Genomic DNA, 16,581 nt, shown 5'->3' on the forward strand with positions numbered 1-16,581 from the left:
TCGTGGCCCCCGTGACCACGACCGCCACCGCCACCGCCGTGGCCACCACCGTGCCCACCGTCGCCGTGGCGGCGAGCGCCCCGGTGATCCCCTTGACGAACCTCAGGCGTGGCCGCCTGGCCTCGGCGTCCAGGGCCTGGCGCACTTTGGCCTTGAGGATCGGGTCGGGCCGTGGCTCGCCGTACAGCTCGCGGAGCGTCTCCAGCTCATCCACGGCGGGTCTCCTCGGGGTCGAGCATCGGATTGGTCTCACCCAGGACGGCGCGCAGCTTCCGCCTGGCCCGGTTCAGGCGTGATCCCACGGTTCCGTAGGGGATGCCCAGGGCCGCCGCGACCTCCTCGTGGCTGAGGTCGGCGAGGGCGACCAGGAGCAGCACGTCGCGGTCACGCTGGTGGAGTTCGGCGACGGCGGCGGCGAGACTCGGCCGCAGGCTCTCCGCGCTGACCCGCGCCGCGACGCGATCCTCGTGCCCGGGGGCGTCGGGGGCGGGGCCGTGCCGGCCGAGCGCGCGCAGCGTGCGCACCTCGACGCGGCGCTGCCTGCCGATGAGGTTGGTCGCGATGCCGTACAGCCAGGCGCGGACCCCGGCGCGGGACGGGTCGTAACGCGACCGTTTGCGGAACGCCGTGAGGAAGGTCTCCGAGACGATGTCCTCCGCGACGTCGTCGCCCAGCCGCTGGGCGGCGTAGCGGTGGATCTCGGCGAAGTGGGCGTCGAAGATCGCGCCGAACCACTCGGCCTCGTCGAGGGAGTGAGGCACGGCCTCGGGGCTCCCCGTACGGACGGCCCATGAGATCGAGGTCACGAAGGTCTCCCGTTTCCAACGCGGTCGGCGGTCACCCCTTCTCACCCGATCCACCGGATCGCTTTCACGGACTCGCCCTCAGCGGGTTCCCGCAAGGACGTCGCGGGCGTCCATGAGGGCGAAGCCGAGCAGGTTCAGACCCCGCCAGGTGGCCGGGGAGGCGGCGCGTTCGTCGTCGGCGGTCAGTCCGATGCCCCAGATCGGGTCGACGGGACTGGCCTCGACCAGAACCCGGTCCCGGGTGCCGAGCAGGAAGTCCCCCAGCTCCGGGTGCGCGCCGAACTTGGCGGTGTTGCCGCGCACGACGGTCGCGTACCGGTGCTCCGCCCACACGGCCTCGTCGAAGCCGCGGACCTCGCGGCCGAGTCGTTTGGCCTCGCCGGGGTGCGTGGCCGTGAGGATCGCCGCCGCCGTCTCGTCGTCGCCGAACAGCCACGCCTTGTGCGCCATCATGTGGTGCTCCGCCGAGGGGAAGAGGTGCTCGCCGCCGCCGAAGGCGTTCTCCGCAGGGAAGGGCGCCCGCCACCACTGGCTGAGGCATCCGGCACCGGCGCCGCCCCCGCGCGGCGGCCGGTGACCCCAGAAGAACAGGTAACGCAGCCGTCCGCCGTCACGCTCGGCGGCGACGGCCTCGGCGACGGAACGCGGCAGTCCGGTCAGGTCGGGCACCGTCACACCCTGCCACGCAGGGTCGGCACGCGGCCAGCGGTTATCCGCGCTGGCGACCGGCCGGGTAGGGCGACGGCCTCCGCCCGTGCCGCGCCGTGGCACGGCCGCAGGCCCCGTACGCCGAGGGGCCGGCGCGGTGCCTCAGCGTACGGCGACGGCGTAGGCGAGCAGCCACTCGACGCACTCGGTGACGTGCCTGGCGTGCGTCAGGTCCCGGCCCCAGGCGTACAGGCCGTGCCGGGCCACGATCACCGCCGGGACGGCCGCGTCGTGGGCCTCCTCGAAACGGTCTCCGAGCTCGGCCATGTCCTGGCTGTTGGCGATCACCGGGACGACCACCTCGTCGTCGTGCGCCAGCCGTCCGATGCCCTTGAGCATCTCGATGTCGCGCAGCGGCACGCCTGCGGGCCAGTGGTGCCCGGCGACGACGGCGTTGACGGTGTGGACGTGCACGACCGCGCCCGCGCCGGTCAGCGCCGCGACCCGGGCGTGCAGGCCCGCCTCGGCCGAGGGCCTGCGCGGTTCGACGCCCTCGACCGGCACCGTCTCACCCGAGGGGCCGACGACCGAGACGTCGGCGGCGGTCAGCTCACCCTTGTCCAGCCCGCTGGCGGTGACCGCCAGCCGCAGCGGGTCACGGCTGACGACCTCGGAGAGGTTGCCCGAGGTGCCGCGCATCCAGCCGAGCCCGGCGAAACGCGCCGACTCGGCCGCCAGGCGGGCACCGGCCCCGAGGACCAGCTCCGCCGTACGGAAGTCCCGCCCGGCGCTCATCGCGGCCCCCCGAAGCCCGGCTCCCCGGAACTCAGCTCCCCGAAGGACGCCACGACCGGGTGCGGGCCGAAGTCGGCGTTCTCACTTGGCTCGCCAGGACGGCGCAGGCCCGTGGTCCGCCAGCCCGCGGTGGCGGCCGCGTCCAGTTCGGCGGGCACGTCGGACAGGAAGAGCAGGTCCGTCCCGCCGAGTTCGGCGGCGATGCGCCGGTAGGACGACGCCTCCCGTTTCGGCCCCGCGTTCACCGTGTCGAACCACCCCTCGATGAGGACGGACAGGTCCCCGTCCCCGGTGTGCGCGAACCACGGGCGCTGGGCGGAGACCGAGCCGGAGGAGAAGACCGCCAGACGCCTCCCCTCGGCGTGCCAGGCGCGCAGGGCCGGGGCCACGTCGGGGAAGAAGTGCGCGGTCAGCTCGCCCGCCGCGAACCCCTCCGCCCAGATCCGCCCCTGCAGCGTCTTCAACGGCGTCGCCTTGACGTCGTGGTCCATCCAGTCGTGCAGCACCTTCACGACCTCCTCGGTCGTGGCGCCGCCGATCTCCTCGACGGCGGCACGGACCTCGGGGTCGTCCCGGTTCGCCTCGATCCACGGCCCGAGCCTGGGCCTGGCGAAGGCGTAGAGCCCCACGTGTACGGACTCGGTGGAACTCGTCGTCCCCTCGATGTCGAGCACGGTCCATCCGGTCATCGGGCGAGCACCTCCACGAGGTCGGGGGCGTGCGACGGGGCGTCGGTTTCGATGCCGTGAACCATCAGCTCTCCTCGGTGTGGCCGGAAACGGCGAAGTGGTCGCGGACACGGGACGGCTCGTAGACGCCGTGCTCGGTCACGATTCTGGTCACCAGGCGCGGCGGGGTGGCGTCGAAGGCCGGGTAGTAGCCGACGACCCCCTCCGCCGCGGTGCGCCGCCCCAGCACGTGCAGCACCTCGTCGCCGTCACGCCGTTCGATCACGACGTCGTCGATCGTGCGAGCCTGCGGGTCCGGCGCGTCGATCAGCGCGTGGTACGGCACGCCGAAGGCGTTCGCGGCCAGGGCGACCCCCAGTGTGCCGACCTTGTTGACCACGTGACCGTCGAGCGTGACCCGGTCGGCCGCGGTCAGCGTCACGTCGGCGAGCCCGTCGGCCAGCGCGGCCGCGACCATCCCGTCGGTGATCAGGGTCGGCCGGTAGCCCATCTCGACGAGCGTGGCCGCGGTGAGCCTGGCCCCCTGCAGGTAGGGGCGGGTCTCGGTGCAGACGAACTCCAGGTGCTTGCCCGCGGACCGCGCCGCCCGCACGGTCGCGATGAGGAAGGCGTCGGCCCAGCAGTGGGTGAGCACCCGCGCGCCGTCACCGAGCAGGCTCGCCGCGTGACGGCCCAGGGCGGCGCTGCGCTCCCGGTAGGCGGCGTCGTGCGCGTGGGCGGCCCGGGTGACCGCCTCGACCAGCTCCGTGCCCGAGGCCGCCTCCGGCCCGTCGAGCACCACCCCGAGCACTCCCTGTACGGCGTCGCGGATGTGGTTGTTCGTCGGCCGCGTCGCGATGAGCCTGGCACCCGCCTGGCGCAGGTGGGCGACGGCCTCCTCGGGCGGTTCCCGCCGGGCCTCGCGGGCGGCCAGGACGAGTCCGGCGGTCGCCGCGAACAACGGTCCCGAGCTCTGCGTGACCATCCGTTCGATGGCCGTCGCGACCTCCTCGCTGGTCGTGCAGCGCACCCAGCGCACCTCGAACGGGTAGACGCGCCGGTCGAGGATCTCCACCGCGTCGTCGGTGATCCTGACGGAGTCGGCCAGGACGGGGGTGTCACTCATTGAGGCCTCCATGAGACGTCGCCGTCCACGGGCGGCCGGGTACCGCCCGGCGTCATCACGACGACGGCGACCCGGCCCCTGCCCGCGCTCATGCCCTCACTGAACAACGTCACGCCGCCCGGCGCCAGCCGTGCCCCGCCGGGCATCCGTGTGTTCCCGGCCTCCGGAAGGCACGGCCGCACAGCGGTGCCGACGCACGGGTGAGCGTCCCGCGGGACGCGGGGTCAGACCGCCGCGGGCGCCCGCATCAGCTCGGCGCGGTAGCGGGCCAGGGCCGAGGGCAGGCCGATCATGACCACACCGACGAGTCCGCCGCCGTCGTGGTAACCGACCGCGACCTCCCCGCCGAGATCGCCTTCCAGCACCCGGATGTCGTCGCCGCCGAGCCCCGGGGCGCCGAAGGACTGGATGCGCAGGTCGTACTGGTCGCTCCAGAAGGTCGGCAGCGGCGTGAACGGGGCCGGATCGTGCCCGGCCTGCCCGAGGTCGGCCAGCAGGGTCGGCACCGCGCGCTTGGCCGTGTCCGTAGGAACGCTCCAGTGCTCGACCCGCCGGGCGACGTCGTCGTAGCGGGGGTTGGGGAAGCGCGCCACGTCGCCGACCGCGACCACGCCGGGACGGCCCTCGACCCGCAGCGCGTTGTCACAGAGCACACCGTCGGACAGGTCCAGGCCGTTGCCCCCGAGCCACTCGGTGTTGGCCGCGGAGCCGACCGCCTCGACGACCACGTCGGCCTCGGCCACGGTCCCGTCGGACAACTCGGCCCCCGCGGGGGAACCCTCCCCGAGGAAGCGCCTGACCGTACGGCCCAGCAGGAACCGCACCCCCTCCTCCTCGTGACGGCGCCGGAGCGCGGCCCCCAACCCGGCGCCGAGCGGGCGGAGCATCGGCTCGGTCTCGGGGGCGACCACGGTGACCCGGCAGCCGAGCACGCGGGCGGTCGCCGCGACCTCACAGCCGATGAACCCGGCTCCGACGACCAGCACCCTGGTCCCCGGCAGCAGCCGCGCGCGCAGCGCCGCCGCGTCCTCAAGCGTCCGCACCACGTGCCGCCCCTCGGGGCCGGGCACGGACAGCCGCCTCGGACGCATCCCGGTCGCCACCACCAGCCCGTCGTAGCCGATCTCGGTGCCGTCGGCGAGCCGTACGGCGCGCGCGGCCAGGTCGGCCGAGGCGATCGGGACGCCGAGCCGCCATATCACGTCGGCCACCGCCGGGCGGAGCCTGAAGGCGACCGCCTCGTGCGTGACCTCCGAGGCCAGCGCCTCCTTCGACAGCGGCGGCCGGTTGTACGGCAGGTGCCGCTCGTCGCCGACCGCGACGATCTCCCCGGTGAAACCGCCCGCCCGCAGTCGTTCCGCCGCTCGCAGGCCGCCCATGGAGGCGCCCGCGATCACGATCCGGCTCGCTGCCACCGTCACCCCTCGACCGTGATGGCCTGCAGCGGGCACACGTCGGCGGCCTCCTCGACGGCGTCGCGCAGCGCCTCGTCCACGTCGGGCTCGTAGGCCAGCCGGCCGTTCTCGTCGAGCCGGAAGACCTCGGGCGCGGAGAAGACGCACTGCCCGTGGTCCTTGCAGACGCCCATGTCGACGATGACCTTCATTTCACTACTCCTGGTGATACGGGGAGGGACAGGGGTCGGTGCGGCGCCGGGAAACCGCCCGCACGGCAGGCCCCGGGCTCCGCCGATCGGCGCCTTGAGACCCCGCACGGAGAGGTGGTCCACCCACACCGTCCCCGCCGTCGGGCGGGCACCGACCCGCTCGCCGCCGATCCGGTGGTCGTTGCGGACGGGGATACCGGCGACAGTGGCCATCCGCTTCTCCTAACCGTTTGACTCCAAACAAACTAGGACCTGCCAATGGCGACGGTCAAGGCCGGCGACAGTTCGTTTGGAGTCAAACGAACTGTTCGAACAATGTCGCGATTTTTCGTGGTATGTCGGTGAACTCGCAGGTCGGCAGGAGGGGTGGGGGGAGGTTCCGCCGTTCGCCCTGGTTTCACCGACGACATGCGGGCCGGATTTTCGATCCGTGGGAATGGGCTCTTGCGTCAACTTCATTTGAGCACATACGATCCCGGCCACGTGGTTCGTACGGGTACGAACGAAACATGTCTCCGTGCCGCCCCATGCTTCTGTTCTGTCCCAATGGAGGGTCGCCATGGCCGTCAACGAATCGGCAGCCACCCCGGCCACGCTGTCACGCCGACGGATCGGCGTGCCGGACATCGTGTTCTTCGTGGTCGCCGCGTCCTCCCCGCTGACCGTCGCGGCGGGTGGAACCCCACAGAACTTCGCGACCACCGGTGTGCTCGGCGTGCCGTTGATGTTCCTCATCCTGGCCGCCGTGCTCGCCCTCTTCTCGGCGGGATACGCCGCGATGAGCCGTCACATCTCCAACGCGGGCGCCTTCTACGCCTACATCACCCACGGTCTCGGCCGTGTCCCCGGTGTCGGCGCCGCCTTCGTGGCGCTGGTGGCCTACAACGCCATGCAGGTCGGGCTGTACGGCCTGCTCGGCTTCAGCACCTCGGGATTCCTCTCCGGCACCCTGGGTGTCGAGGTGCCCTGGTGGATCGTCTCGCTCGTCTTCCTGGCGGTCATCGCCCTCCTCGGCTACCGCAGGATCGACCTCAACGCCAGGGTGCTCGCCGTCCTGCTGGTGTGCGAGGGCCTGCTCGTCCTGGTCTTCGACATCTCCCAGATCTCCACCGCCCCACAGGGGCTGTCGCTGGAGCCGTTCGGCTGGAGCGCGCTGACCACGGGAGCGGTCGGCGCCGCGTTCCTGTGGACGATGGCGGCCTTCATGGGTTTCGAGTCCGGGGCGATCTACAGCGAGGAGTGCCGGGACCCGCGCAGGACCGTCAGCCGGGCCACCTACATCGCCGTCGCCGTGATCGGTGTCTTCTACGCCTTCACCGCCTGGGCGACCGCGATGGGGGCCGGGCCGGGCGACGTCATCGCCGCCTCCCGCGAACACGGCCCCGAACTGGTCTTCGTGCTCGGTGAACGGGCGCTCGGCCCGGCCTTCTCGACCCTCGGCCAGGTCTTCCTGATCACGGCGGTGTTCGCCGCCACGCTCTCCTTCCACAACGCGGTCGCGCGGTACTTCTTCGCGCTCGGCCGTGAGGGCGTGCTGCCGCAGAAGCTGGGACTGTCGCACCCCAGGCACGGCTCGCCGTACATGGGGTCGGTCAGCCAGACCGTCTTCGCGGCGGTCGTCGTGCTCGCCTTCGGCCTGTTCGGCGGGGACCCGATGGGCACGCTGTTCAACTGGTTCACCAACCTCGGCGCGCTGGGTGTGATCCTGCTGCTGGTCGCCACCTCGGTCGCGGTCGTCGGCTTCTTCCGCAGGGAACGACGGGGGGAGAGCGCCTGGAACGTGGCGATCGCCCCGGTGCTGGCCGGGCTGGCGCTGTTCGCCGTCCTGTACGTCGCGTTCACCAACTTCTCCGCCCTGCTCGGCACCCCGCCGGACTCGGCGCTCAACTGGGCGCTGCCCGCAGTCGTGGTGCTGGTCGGCGTCGTCGGCCTGGTCTACGGCGCCTACCTGAGGTCCGCCGATCCGCGGGCCTACGCGCGGATCGGGCAGGGGGCGCCCGTGCGGGACTGACGGCCGTGTGCGGCGGCGCCGATCGGGGGATCGGGGCTCCGGCAAGGGTGACCTATACTTGTTCGGACCCGTACGATCCATCCTGAGCTGTGAAAAGTCCGCTCAGAGGTGGTTTTTTCCTGGCCTTTGCGTCCTTTTCGGGACTGACGTCGAACATATGGTTCGAGGCCAAATGAGGCGAGTCGAGGGAGACACCATGAGCATGGATTCCGTGGAAGGCGCCGCCGGCCATCCGGGGGAGCGGGACGCCGCCGTCCTCAACAGCTTCCCGACCGGCGCCGAGCTCGACAGCTACCTGCTCGGCGCCGGTCCCTACTACCTGCTCGAAACCGACCCCGTCCAGGAGTGACGGGACGTCATCCGAACACCATCCGGAGGAGATCCATGCGCCTCGACGAGGTCGACCTGGCGGACAACGACAAGTTCCTGGACGGCGACACCCCCTGGCGCATGTTCGACGTGCTCAGGGCCGAGGCGCCGGTGCACTGGCAGGACGAGGGCGAGTACGGCAGCGGCTTCTGGTCGGTGACCCGGCACGCCGACATCGTGGCCGTCGACCGCGACGCCGAGACCTTCACTTCGACGAAGTTCACCAACCTCGAAGAGGTGGACGAGCGCCAGGCGACCATCCGGCGCTCCCTGCTGGAGACCGACGGCCCCCGGCACGGCGTGCTCCGCCGGATCCTGCAGCGCCAGTTCACGCCCCGCGCGATCGCCGGATACGAGGTGTTCCTGCGTGGCCTGACCGCCAGGACCCTGGACGCCGCCCTGGCCAAGGGCACCTTCGACTTCGTGAAGGAGGTCTCGGCGGACTTCCCGATCAACGTGCTCGCCAAGATGCTCGACGTCCCCGAGGACGACACCCAGCAACTCATCGACTGGGGCAACCGCATCATCGGCAACACCGATCCCGACTACGCCGACGTGCTGCTGCACAGCCAGGAGAGCGAGAAGTACCGCGACCTGCCCTTCCGCAGCCCCGCCTCCCTTGAGGTCTTCGAGTACGGCCGGGAGCTGGCCCGCAAGCGCCGGGGCGGCGACGGCACCGACCTGGTCAGCAAGCTCGTCAACGAGCCGACCGCGGACGGGGTCCCGCTGTCGGAGCGCGACTTCGACAACTACTTCCTGCTGCTGGTGGTCGCGGGCAACGAGACCACCAGGCACGCGATCACGCACTCCATGCGCGCGCTGATCGACAACCCGGGCGAGGCCGAGCGGCTCCGCCGGGACCCGTCGCTGATGCCGGGCGCCGTCGAGGAGTTCCTGCGCTGGGCCTCCCCGGTCTACCACTTCCGCCGTACGGCCACGCGTGAGGTGGAGATGCACGGCAGGCGGATTCGCGAGGGGGACAAGGTCGTCATGTGGTTCGCCTCGGGCAACCGGGACGAGCGGGTCTTCGACGACCCCTACCGGTTCGACGTCACCCGCGCCGACAACGACCACATCACCTTCGGCAAGGGCAGCCCGCACTTCTGCCTGGGCAACGCGCTCGCCAGGCTGGAGATGCGGGTCATGTTCGAGGAACTGCTGCCCCGGATCTCCGACATCAGGCCGGCCGGCGAGTCGCGCCGCGTCCGCTCGAACTTCGTCAACGGCATCAAGACCCTGCCGGTCACGGTCACCCTGGCCTGACGACCACTCCGTGAGGCCCGGATCCACCGGGCCTCACGGAGGGGGTCCTGCAGCGGACCCTTCAGCGGACCTTCAGCGGACAGGGTCGAAGTCCCGCAGGGCGGCGGGCTGCCTGCCCGTGACGATCTGCTCGGCGAGCAGGCGCCCGGTGACCGGGCCGTGGGTGAGCCCCCACATGCCGTGCCCGCCCGCGACGAACCTGCCGGGCGCGTTCGTCGCCCCGACGAGGGGACGGCCGTCGGGGGTGACGGGACGCGGGCCGACCCACGCGTCGGTGAGCCCGTCCCACGAGACGCCGGACAGCAGCGGCTTGGCCGAGGCGATGATCGCGTCGATGCGTGCCCGGTCGAGCGGGGCGTCCGCGTCACGGAACTCCATCGTCCCCGCGACCCGCAGCTTGTCCTGGTACGGCGTGCACGCCACCCGGACGGCGGGCAGGTAGACCGGCCCGGGGACGGGCTTGTCGGTGGGGACGGTGAAGGAGTATCCACGTCCCGCGCGCACCGGGACCCGGACCCCCCAGGCGGCGCCGAGATCGTTCAGCCAGGCGCCGGTCGCCAGGACAACGGCGTCCGCGACGACCGTCTCCCCGGCCCCCGACCGTACGGCCAGGCCGCCCGCCTCCTCGTGCACCCCGGTCACCCGGAAGCCGGAGCGGATGACGGCGCCCTTGGCGACGACCGACTCGGCCAGCGAGTGGGTGAACCGTCCCGGGTCGACGTAACGCTGGTCGTCGAGCCGGATGCCCGCCCGCACCTTGGAGGACAGCTGCGGCATCTGCTCGCGCAGGGCGTCGCCGTCGAGTGCGGTGTAGTCGATCTTCAGGCCGGAGCCGTCGATACGCCTGAGCTCGTGCAGCAGGCCGGTGGCCTGCCGTACGTTCTCGAAGGCCGCGGTGATGGGGGCCTTGATGGTCGGGGCCTCGACACCGTTGGAGGTCAGGGTGTCGAACGCCGCGAGGCACTCCTCGTTGAAGGCGAGGTTGGCGCGAACGGCGCGGTTCCACGACCTCCAGGTGCAGTTCGCCGCGAACCGGGTGAGGAAGGTCCACAGCCTGACGTCGGGGGTGGCAGGCACGTGCAGCGGCGCGCCGGGGTCGAGCAGGGAGCGCAGGCCGTACTTCAGGACGCCGGGCTCGTTCAACGGGATCGCCAGGCCGGGGGAGAGCCAGCCCGCGTTGCCCCACGAGGCGCCCGCCGCGACGCCGTCGCGGTCGACCACGGTGACCTCGACCCCGTGCTCCCGCAGGAACCACGCGGTGGACAGGCCCACCACACCGGCACCGATCACCACGACCGAGCGCGGCCCACCGTCGACACCCATGACCACTTCTTTCGCTTCTTGAGGGGTTCCTACCATTCGAGCATCGTCGGAACAGAGGGGAAATGAACTGTATGCCGCGGACAAGTGGATCGGGGAGGTTTGACGGACAACGACAAAGACCGAAGATCAGGGGCGGCCGACGGCCAGGGCGATGATCATCGCCAGCCGCTTCTCCGGCACGTCGAGCCGCAGATCGGTGATCTCGGCCATCCTCCTGAGCCGGTATCTCACCGTGTTCGGGTGCACGCCGAGACGTTCGGCGGCGGCGGCCAGGTCCCCCTGCGCCTCAAGCCAGGCGCGCAGCGTCGCGATGTGGCGGGTGCCGTGCTCGGCGTCGTGCCTGGTCAGGTCGGCGACGGGGCCCCGGGAGGGGACGCGCCCCGCCGAGGCCGCGGCCCGTAGCCGCTGCAGCAGGATCTCATCCCACGACTCGTCGTAGACGACCGCGACGCCGCCCCCGGGCCGGGCCGCCCGCAGGGCGAGGCTCTCGTCGGCCTCCTGCCTGCAGGAGGGCAGCTGCGCCGGGTCCGCGGCGCCGCCGACGCCCGCGAGCACGGTGACCTGCCGGGGCAGCACCCGCACCATCGCGGCCAGCCAGTCCAGGGCGGGGGTCACGTCGTTGCCGCAGGGCAGCAGCGTGTACAGGGTGTTGCCGAACAGCGTGCTGCGCCCGGGCCGTGACCAGCCGAAACCGGTGGTGGCCCGCTCGAACGCCAGCAGCACCGCGGCGTGCCGCTCCTCGGCGATGTGCGCCTGGAGCGCGATCACCCGGAACCGTCCCCTCAGCAGGCCGAGCCTGGTGATCACCGCGTGGGCGTCGGCCGTACCCTCCAGCAGGCGGATGACCAGGTCGGACTCCACCTGGCGCTCCAGGTCGGCGCTGACCCGGGAGCGCAGCAGGTGCAGCGCCACCGCCCGGGCCCCGTCACCGAGGACCGTCCTGTGCCGTTCCGGCAGGGGCCGTTCGCACTCGACCCAGATCGACCCCAGCAGCTCACGCCCCGCCCGCACGGCGACCACCATGCGGCCCCTGAGGCCGTGCTCGGGGGAGGGGCCGACGAACAGGGGCTCGTCGGAGGTCGCCAGGTGCGCGAAGACCCCCTTGCCCTCGAACAGCCGTCGTACGGCATCCGGCACCCGCCTGCCCAGGATGGTCTCAAGCCGGGCCGGGTCCGCGGTCTGCTGCGAGCCCGAGTAGGCCAGGACGCGGGACATCTGGTCCTCGATCGTCACCGCGGAGCCGACCTCGTCGGCGAGGGTGTCGGCGAAGGCGAACAGGTCGGTTGGCCCCCGCCCGGCGTCGGTCTCGCGCCCTTCGAGCACCAGGCCGTAGACCACCCCGGACAGCTGGCTCCAGGAGACCTCGGGCTCGACCAGCAGCACGGCGATGCCGGCGCCCACGGCCTCGGCGAGCACGGCCTCGTCGAGCGGCGGGCTCACCCGCACCAGCATGGCGACGGCGCGCGCCGCCCGCGCCAGGCGGACCGCCTCGGCCGCCGAGTCCACGCCGACGGCCAGGAACACCTCACCCGTCGCGGGACGGGCGTCGGTCGGGTCGTGCACGACCACACTGCGCAGCTCGACGTCCCGGGAGGCCGGGGCGCAGCACAGCCGGGCGCCGTACCCGCCGAGCACGTTGACCAGCCGGTCCAGCCTCAGCATCCGGTGCGTCCAGGAATGCGGCCTCTGGTGCGTTCCACACCCCGATTCTCCCCCGTCTCCGCCGTTCCCCGGTCGTGTCCGGGGAACGGGTCCGCAGGCCTCCCGAAGGCCTACGGTGAGGACATGCGCCTGACCGCCTTCACCGACATATCACTTCGTATCGTGATGCGGTTGGCCGTGGCCCGGGAAGAGGACCTGCTCACCACCCGTACGGTCGCGCTGGGGCTGGCGGTGCCGTACTCGCACGCGGCGAAGGCGGTGGCGCGCCTGGTCGAGCTCGGCCTGGTCGAGACCAGGCGGGGACGCGGAGGCGGGCTCCGGCTCACCGGCGCGGGCCGGGACGCCTCGATCGGCGGCATCGCCCGCGCGCTGGAGAGCGGGGGAGACCTGGCCGGATGCGAGGACGACCCGCCGTGCCCGCTGCGGGCGGCGTGCAGGCTCCGTACGGCGCTGGCCGAGGCCAGGGAGGCGTTCTTCGCCTCGCTCGACCGGATCACCGTCGAGTCCCTGGTGGCCTCCCCGACCGGCCCCGCGCTCGTCCTGCTCGGACGGGGTCCGGGGCAGGAAGGGCGGGAGGGGGACCTTCGTCCCTAGAGGAGATGGCTTTCGGCCCCAGTGGCCGGTGGAGATCACGGGCTTTAATTTGCATGTCAGATGAATATTTAACTTCCTCCCGTTCTCTCCCATCCCCTCCCCTGGAGGCCACGTGCTTTCCCCGGAGTCCGCCGAGACCGTCCGCGCCACGCTTCCCGTCATCGGAGCCTCGCTCGACGCGATCACCACGCGGTTCTACGCCACGATGTTCGCCGACCGTCCCGAGTTGCTCGACGGTCTTTTCAACCGCGGCAACCAGGCCAGCGGTGAGCAGCGAAGGGCACTGGCCGGGTCCATCGCCTCCTTCGCGACCGCGCTGCTCGACCACCCCGACGAGCGCCCCGACCGGCTGCTCGCCAGGATCGCGCACAAGCACGCCGCGGTCGGGGTGACCCAGGACCAGTACGTCATCGTGCACAAATACCTCTTCGGGGCGATCGCCGACGTGCTCGGCGACGCGGTGACCCCCGAGGTCGCGCAGGCGTGGGACGAGGTCTACTGGTTGATGGCGGGCGCGTTGATCGCCATGGAGGCACGCCTGTACGCCGAGGCCGGAGCCGGCGAGGGGGAGAGGACCTGGCGGCGCTGGAGCGTCGTCGAACGCCGCGAGGAGACACCCGACGTGGCCTCCTTCCTGCTGAGGCCGCTCGACGGGGAACCGGTGCCGCCCGCGCGGCCGGGACAGTATGTCAGCGTCCGGGTGCTGATGCCGGACGGCGTCCGTCAGCTCCGTCAGTACACCCTGTCCGGTGGGCGGGACGGCCTGCGGCGGATCACGGTCAAGCGGGTGCGCGGTGACGGCTCGCCCGCGGGCGAGGTGTCCGGTCTGCTGCACGAGACGGTGCGAGCCGGTGACGAGCTGACGCTGTCCGCGCCGTTCGGGGAGGTCACGCTTGAGGACGGCGACCGCCCGCTCGTGCTCGCCTCGGCGGGCATCGGGTGCACCCCGATCGCCGCGATGCTGGGGCACCTGGCCGAGACCGGTTCCGAGCGTCAGATCCTGCTGCTGCACGCCGACCGCTCCCCGGCCAACCACGCGCTGCGCGAGGAGACGGCCGAGCACCTCGGGTCGCTGTCCCGCGCCGAGAGCCTCCTGTGGTACGAGGACGGGGCACCGGAGGGGGCCAGGACCGGGCTGATGGACCTGGCCGGAGTCGAGGTGCCCGAGGGCGCGGTCGCCTACCTGTGCGGGCCGCTGCCCTTCATGCGCCGGGCGCGTACCCAGCTCATCCACGCCGGGGTGGCGGCGCGTGACGTCCACTACGAGGTCTTCGGTCCCGACCTCTGGCTGGCGGACGAGGACGCCTAGGACGACAGAACGGCCACCCGGTGGCCGTCCGGCGGGTGCCGGGCGGCCGTGGGTGGCCGTCCCTTTCTCTATGTGGTGTCCCGGCTGGCGGGATCGTGATGGTCCAGGGGGTGCGTCAGCCGTACGGACAGCGGGTCAGCGCTTCTCGGTCCTGAGAGAGACGATGGTCCCCGGCGGGAGGTAGGCCGTCGAGGTGGCGCCCGCGGAGACCCACGGCCCCACGCTGTAGACGTAACCGACGGAGGGGTTGGCGTGCAGGATGGTGACGCCGACCCGGTGCTGACCGGTGCCCGAGGCGCAGTAGCTGGAGGCGTAGGACCCCGAGGTGGAGACGTTGCAGCTCTCGGGGGCCGCGCTGGCGCCGGAGGCCCCGCCGATCAGGAGCGCGCCGGTGAGCAGGGTCGCCGCGGACAGGGACAGTGCCCGGATACGGGGTTTCAAGAGCGTTTCCTCCGAGGGGGTGGAGAGGTGAGGGGTGATTCGCGGGTACGGCGGAGCCGCCCGCGTGGCGGCCGGAGCGTGTGCTCCGGTGTCCGCTCTCCTGGGGTGGCACACACCAGGGAACGGAGGCTGGAGGGTCAGCGCGCGGGCGCGCCGACGGAGACGGCCGTGCTGGAGTTCGTGATGGAGGAGATCCGCCCGGCGGGCTTCAGGGGAGCGATCGCCCATGTTCTGGCTTTCACGTCTTCTTCCTCCGCGGGGGGACTTGGAGTGTCGGAAGCGCCGATCGGGCCTTTCCTTTAGGAAAGTTTCCTAAATAGGAAGATACTTGCCTGGGAAGATGAGTCAAGGGCCGACGGCACAGTAGTTTCGGCCGACCGTGAACCCCCTCCCGGAACCGGCTATCGGACGTGTTCCCTCGGCCGCTGCCCGGAGAGCGTGGGAAGCGGTGAGGCGGAGTCCAGCGGGACCTGCTGTCCGCGTACCAGGTCGAGCTGGACCGTCTGGCGCGGCAGCAGCGCGTCCAGCAGCCAGTCGCCCGCGATGCGCGTCCTGCCCCCGGGGATCGCCAGCAGGTGATACCCCCTGGTGACCACCTTTGCGGGCAGCCCGGAAAGGGGCACCCCCAGTGGGTCGGCGGCGGCCTTGACCCCGCCGAGATCGACGACGAACCCGAGGTCGTGGTGCCGGTACGGCTCCCGCTCCGCCCTGCCGTAGGAGGCGGCCAGGTTGAGCGCGGCCCGCGCGCCCTGCCGTACGGCGTGCTGGGCGGTCATCGCGGTGTACTCGCCCGGCCTGGTCAGATCGGGTACGGCCGCCGCGTCCCCGCAGGCGAGGATCTCGGGGTGGCCGGGGACGCCGAGATACTCGTCGACCAGCAGCCTGCCCCGCTCCGTCGGCAGCCCGAGCGACTCGACCAGCGGGTCCGGCCGGACGCCGACGCACCAGATCAGCGAGCGGGTCGGCACGAACTCCCCGTCGGAGAGCCTGACCCCGTCCGAGGTCGCCTCGGCCACGCTGGTGCCGGTGCGGATCTCGACGCCGCGTTCGGCCAGGGTGCGGTGGGCGACCCGGGAGAGCCGCTCGTCCAGGTCGGGCAGGATGCGCGGGGCGAGATCGGCCAGAATCCAGCGGACCGGCTGTTCGCGCAGCCCGGGGCGGCGCCGCCAGGTGTCCAGCGCCAGCAGCTGCCCCTGGGCGGTGACCTCGGTCCCGGTGTATCCGGCGCCGACGACGACGAACGTGCATCGCGCCCGGCGCTCCTCCCGGTCGTCGGAGGCGTCGGCGAGCTCGATCTGCCGGATGAGATGGTCACGCAGGTAGAGGGCCTCGGCGAGGCTGCGGAAACCGTGGGCGTGCTCGGCCACCCCGGGAACGGGCAGCAGCTTGTTGACGCTGCCGACCGAGAGCACCAGGCGGTCGTAGCCGATCTCACGGCTTCGCCCCTCGGGGTCGACGCACCGCACCCGCCTGCCCGCCACGTCGATCGCCTCGACCGAGGCGAGCAGGTGCCGTACCCCGGGGCAGACGCTCGTCAGGGGAATCGCGATCTTGCGTGGGTCGAGGATCCCGGCCGCGACCTCCGGCAGCAGCGGGAGATAGAGGAAGTAGTCGGTCGGGTTGATCAGGACGATCTCGATCGCGCCGCGCGCCATCCGGGAGAGGGTCCGGGCCGCGCCGAAGCCCGCGAAGCCCCCTCCCACCACGACGATCCGTTGCCGCTTGCCCATGTCCGGCCTCCTCCGGTGGTGAATCCCGCCCTATCGGCCCTGCCCGCCACACGCGGCGTCAAGCGTCGGAGGGGCGTAACGCCCGTGTGAAAAACGGTGAACGTCGTCCGGCAAGGCTCACCTCGGATCGGGCTTTACCCGTGAACGACATGCCATCCCTTGTTCATGAAACTTATGCCTGATAGAACGGACGGGCCGTGGCCAGGAAGGCCCGGCGACGGAAAGGACGG

At 71.8% G+C, this 16,581-nt stretch carries 17 protein-coding genes; 5 read left to right on the forward strand and 12 right to left on the reverse strand.

Translation table 11 applies throughout. The annotated features are described in order from the left end of the window. From ACFOYY_RS16480 to ACFOYY_RS16515, 8 genes are all read right to left on the reverse strand, one after another. The coding region (locus tag ACFOYY_RS16480; protein ID WP_386190221.1) for a hypothetical protein at nucleotides 1–214 on the reverse strand (214 nt) is incomplete at its 3' end. Then, a complete protein-coding gene (locus tag ACFOYY_RS16485; RefSeq protein ID WP_352008694.1) occupies nucleotides 207–806 on the reverse strand; it encodes an RNA polymerase sigma factor in 600 nt (199 codons plus the stop codon). The genes ACFOYY_RS16485 and ACFOYY_RS16480, both read right to left, overlap by 8 nt. 78 nt (nucleotides 807–884) lie before the next feature. Continuing rightward, nucleotides 885–1,481, reverse strand: coding sequence for an NADAR family protein (locus ACFOYY_RS16490; protein WP_386190222.1), 597 nt, complete (start codon nucleotides 1,479–1,481; stop codon nucleotides 885–887). 135 nt (nucleotides 1,482–1,616) lie between these two features. Then, nucleotides 1,617–2,249: a methylthioribulose 1-phosphate dehydratase gene (gene mtnB, locus ACFOYY_RS16495; RefSeq protein WP_362775035.1), complete on the reverse strand. Its 633-nt coding sequence runs from the start codon at nucleotides 2,247–2,249 to the stop codon at nucleotides 1,617–1,619. Further along, a complete protein-coding gene (gene mtnC / locus ACFOYY_RS16500; RefSeq protein ID WP_386190223.1) occupies nucleotides 2,246–2,938 on the reverse strand; it encodes an acireductone synthase in 693 nt (230 codons plus the stop codon). The genes mtnB and mtnC overlap by 4 nt, the downstream gene beginning before the upstream one ends. Before the next feature lie 64 nt (nucleotides 2,939–3,002). Then, a complete protein-coding gene (locus ACFOYY_RS16505) occupies nucleotides 3,003–4,043 on the reverse strand; it encodes a s-methyl-5-thioribose-1-phosphate isomerase (RefSeq protein ID WP_386190224.1) in 1,041 nt (346 codons plus the stop codon). Between the two features lie 224 nt (nucleotides 4,044–4,267). Continuing rightward, nucleotides 4,268–5,464, reverse strand: coding sequence for an NAD(P)/FAD-dependent oxidoreductase (locus ACFOYY_RS16510; protein ID WP_386190225.1), 1,197 nt, complete (start codon nucleotides 5,462–5,464; stop codon nucleotides 4,268–4,270). Then, on the reverse strand, nucleotides 5,461–5,862 hold the full coding sequence (locus ACFOYY_RS16515; protein ID WP_386190226.1) for a ferredoxin: 402 nt from the start codon (nucleotides 5,860–5,862) through the stop codon (nucleotides 5,461–5,463). The genes ACFOYY_RS16510 and ACFOYY_RS16515 overlap by 4 nt, the downstream gene beginning before the upstream one ends. A 346-nt stretch (nucleotides 5,863–6,208) precedes the next feature. On the opposite strand from ACFOYY_RS16515, the gene ACFOYY_RS16520 reads away from it, so the two are divergent. The 3 genes from ACFOYY_RS16520 to ACFOYY_RS16530 all read left to right on the forward strand — a co-directional run bounded on the left by ACFOYY_RS16520 (nucleotide 6,209) and on the right by ACFOYY_RS16530 (nucleotide 9,292). Further along, nucleotides 6,209–7,660, forward strand: coding sequence for an APC family permease (locus ACFOYY_RS16520; RefSeq protein WP_386190227.1), 1,452 nt, complete (start codon nucleotides 6,209–6,211; stop codon nucleotides 7,658–7,660). 196 nt (nucleotides 7,661–7,856) lie between these two features. Beyond that, nucleotides 7,857–8,009 (forward strand): hypothetical protein, encoded by a 153-nt coding sequence (locus tag ACFOYY_RS16525; RefSeq protein WP_386190228.1) that lies wholly within the window; start codon nucleotides 7,857–7,859, stop codon nucleotides 8,007–8,009. A gap of 35 nt (nucleotides 8,010–8,044) precedes the next feature. Further along, nucleotides 8,045–9,292, forward strand: a complete 1,248-nt coding sequence (locus tag ACFOYY_RS16530; protein ID WP_352008703.1) for a cytochrome P450 — start codon at nucleotides 8,045–8,047, stop codon at nucleotides 9,290–9,292. A 72-nt stretch (nucleotides 9,293–9,364) separates the two neighbouring features. Here the strand turns inward: ACFOYY_RS16530 and ACFOYY_RS16535 are convergent, their stop codons facing one another. Continuing rightward, nucleotides 9,365–10,615 carry an NAD(P)/FAD-dependent oxidoreductase gene (locus tag ACFOYY_RS16535; protein ID WP_352008704.1) on the reverse strand — a complete coding sequence of 417 codons (1,251 nt, stop codon included), beginning with the start codon at nucleotides 10,613–10,615 and terminating at the stop codon, nucleotides 9,365–9,367. A gap of 126 nt (nucleotides 10,616–10,741) precedes the next feature. Next, nucleotides 10,742–12,277 carry a PucR family transcriptional regulator gene (locus ACFOYY_RS16540; RefSeq protein ID WP_386190229.1) on the reverse strand — a complete coding sequence of 512 codons (1,536 nt, stop codon included), beginning with the start codon at nucleotides 12,275–12,277 and terminating at the stop codon, nucleotides 10,742–10,744. 123 nt (nucleotides 12,278–12,400) lie between these two features. On the opposite strand from ACFOYY_RS16540, the gene ACFOYY_RS16545 reads away from it, so the two are divergent. Together ACFOYY_RS16545 and ACFOYY_RS16550 are read left to right on the forward strand one after the other, a co-directional pair. Then, complete coding sequence (locus tag ACFOYY_RS16545) at nucleotides 12,401–12,871, forward strand: RrF2 family transcriptional regulator (protein ID WP_352008706.1); 471 nt, start codon at nucleotides 12,401–12,403, stop codon at nucleotides 12,869–12,871. 112 nt (nucleotides 12,872–12,983) lie between these two features. Next, on the forward strand, nucleotides 12,984–14,180 hold the full coding sequence (locus tag ACFOYY_RS16550) for a globin domain-containing protein (protein WP_386190230.1): 1,197 nt from the start codon (nucleotides 12,984–12,986) through the stop codon (nucleotides 14,178–14,180). A gap of 135 nt (nucleotides 14,181–14,315) precedes the next feature. On the opposite strand, the gene ACFOYY_RS16555 is transcribed toward ACFOYY_RS16550, so the two are convergent. After that, a complete protein-coding gene (locus tag ACFOYY_RS16555; RefSeq protein WP_352008708.1) occupies nucleotides 14,316–14,621 on the reverse strand; it encodes a hypothetical protein in 306 nt (101 codons plus the stop codon). 401 nt (nucleotides 14,622–15,022) lie between these two features. Further along, complete coding sequence (locus ACFOYY_RS16560; RefSeq protein ID WP_386190231.1) at nucleotides 15,023–16,351, reverse strand: NAD(P)/FAD-dependent oxidoreductase; 1,329 nt, start codon at nucleotides 16,349–16,351, stop codon at nucleotides 15,023–15,025. Nucleotides 16,352–16,581: the final 230 nt, after the last annotated feature.

Source organism: Streptosporangium jomthongense, assembly GCF_042650425.1.
Lineage (GTDB): Bacteria > Actinomycetota > Actinomycetes > Streptosporangiales > Streptosporangiaceae > Streptosporangium.

What these genes read in the sequence shown, in the direction of transcription:
- ACFOYY_RS16560 (WP_386190231.1), bottom strand. Translation starts at nt 16,351, where the DNA reads ATGGGCAAGCGGCAACGGATCGTCGTGGTGGGAGGGGGCTTCGCGGGC.
- ACFOYY_RS16525 (WP_386190228.1), top strand. Translation starts at nt 7,857, where the DNA reads ATGAGCATGGATTCCGTGGAAGGCGCCGCCGGCCATCCGGGGGAGCGG.
- ACFOYY_RS16515 (WP_386190226.1), bottom strand. Translation starts at nt 5,862, where the DNA reads ATGGCCACTGTCGCCGGTATCCCCGTCCGCAACGACCACCGGATCGGC.
- ACFOYY_RS16505 (WP_386190224.1), bottom strand. Translation starts at nt 4,043, where the DNA reads ATGAGTGACACCCCCGTCCTGGCCGACTCCGTCAGGATCACCGACGAC.
- ACFOYY_RS16540 (WP_386190229.1), bottom strand. Translation starts at nt 12,277, where the DNA reads ATGCTGAGGCTGGACCGGCTGGTCAACGTGCTCGGCGGGTACGGCGCC.
- mtnC (WP_386190223.1), bottom strand. Translation starts at nt 2,938, where the DNA reads ATGACCGGATGGACCGTGCTCGACATCGAGGGGACGACGAGTTCCACC.
- ACFOYY_RS16535 (WP_352008704.1), bottom strand. Translation starts at nt 10,615, where the DNA reads ATGGGTGTCGACGGTGGGCCGCGCTCGGTCGTGGTGATCGGTGCCGGT.
- mtnB (WP_362775035.1), bottom strand. Translation starts at nt 2,249, where the DNA reads ATGAGCGCCGGGCGGGACTTCCGTACGGCGGAGCTGGTCCTCGGGGCC.
- ACFOYY_RS16520 (WP_386190227.1), top strand. Translation starts at nt 6,209, where the DNA reads ATGGCCGTCAACGAATCGGCAGCCACCCCGGCCACGCTGTCACGCCGA.
- ACFOYY_RS16530 (WP_352008703.1), top strand. Translation starts at nt 8,045, where the DNA reads ATGCGCCTCGACGAGGTCGACCTGGCGGACAACGACAAGTTCCTGGAC.
- ACFOYY_RS16545 (WP_352008706.1), top strand. Translation starts at nt 12,401, where the DNA reads ATGCGCCTGACCGCCTTCACCGACATATCACTTCGTATCGTGATGCGG.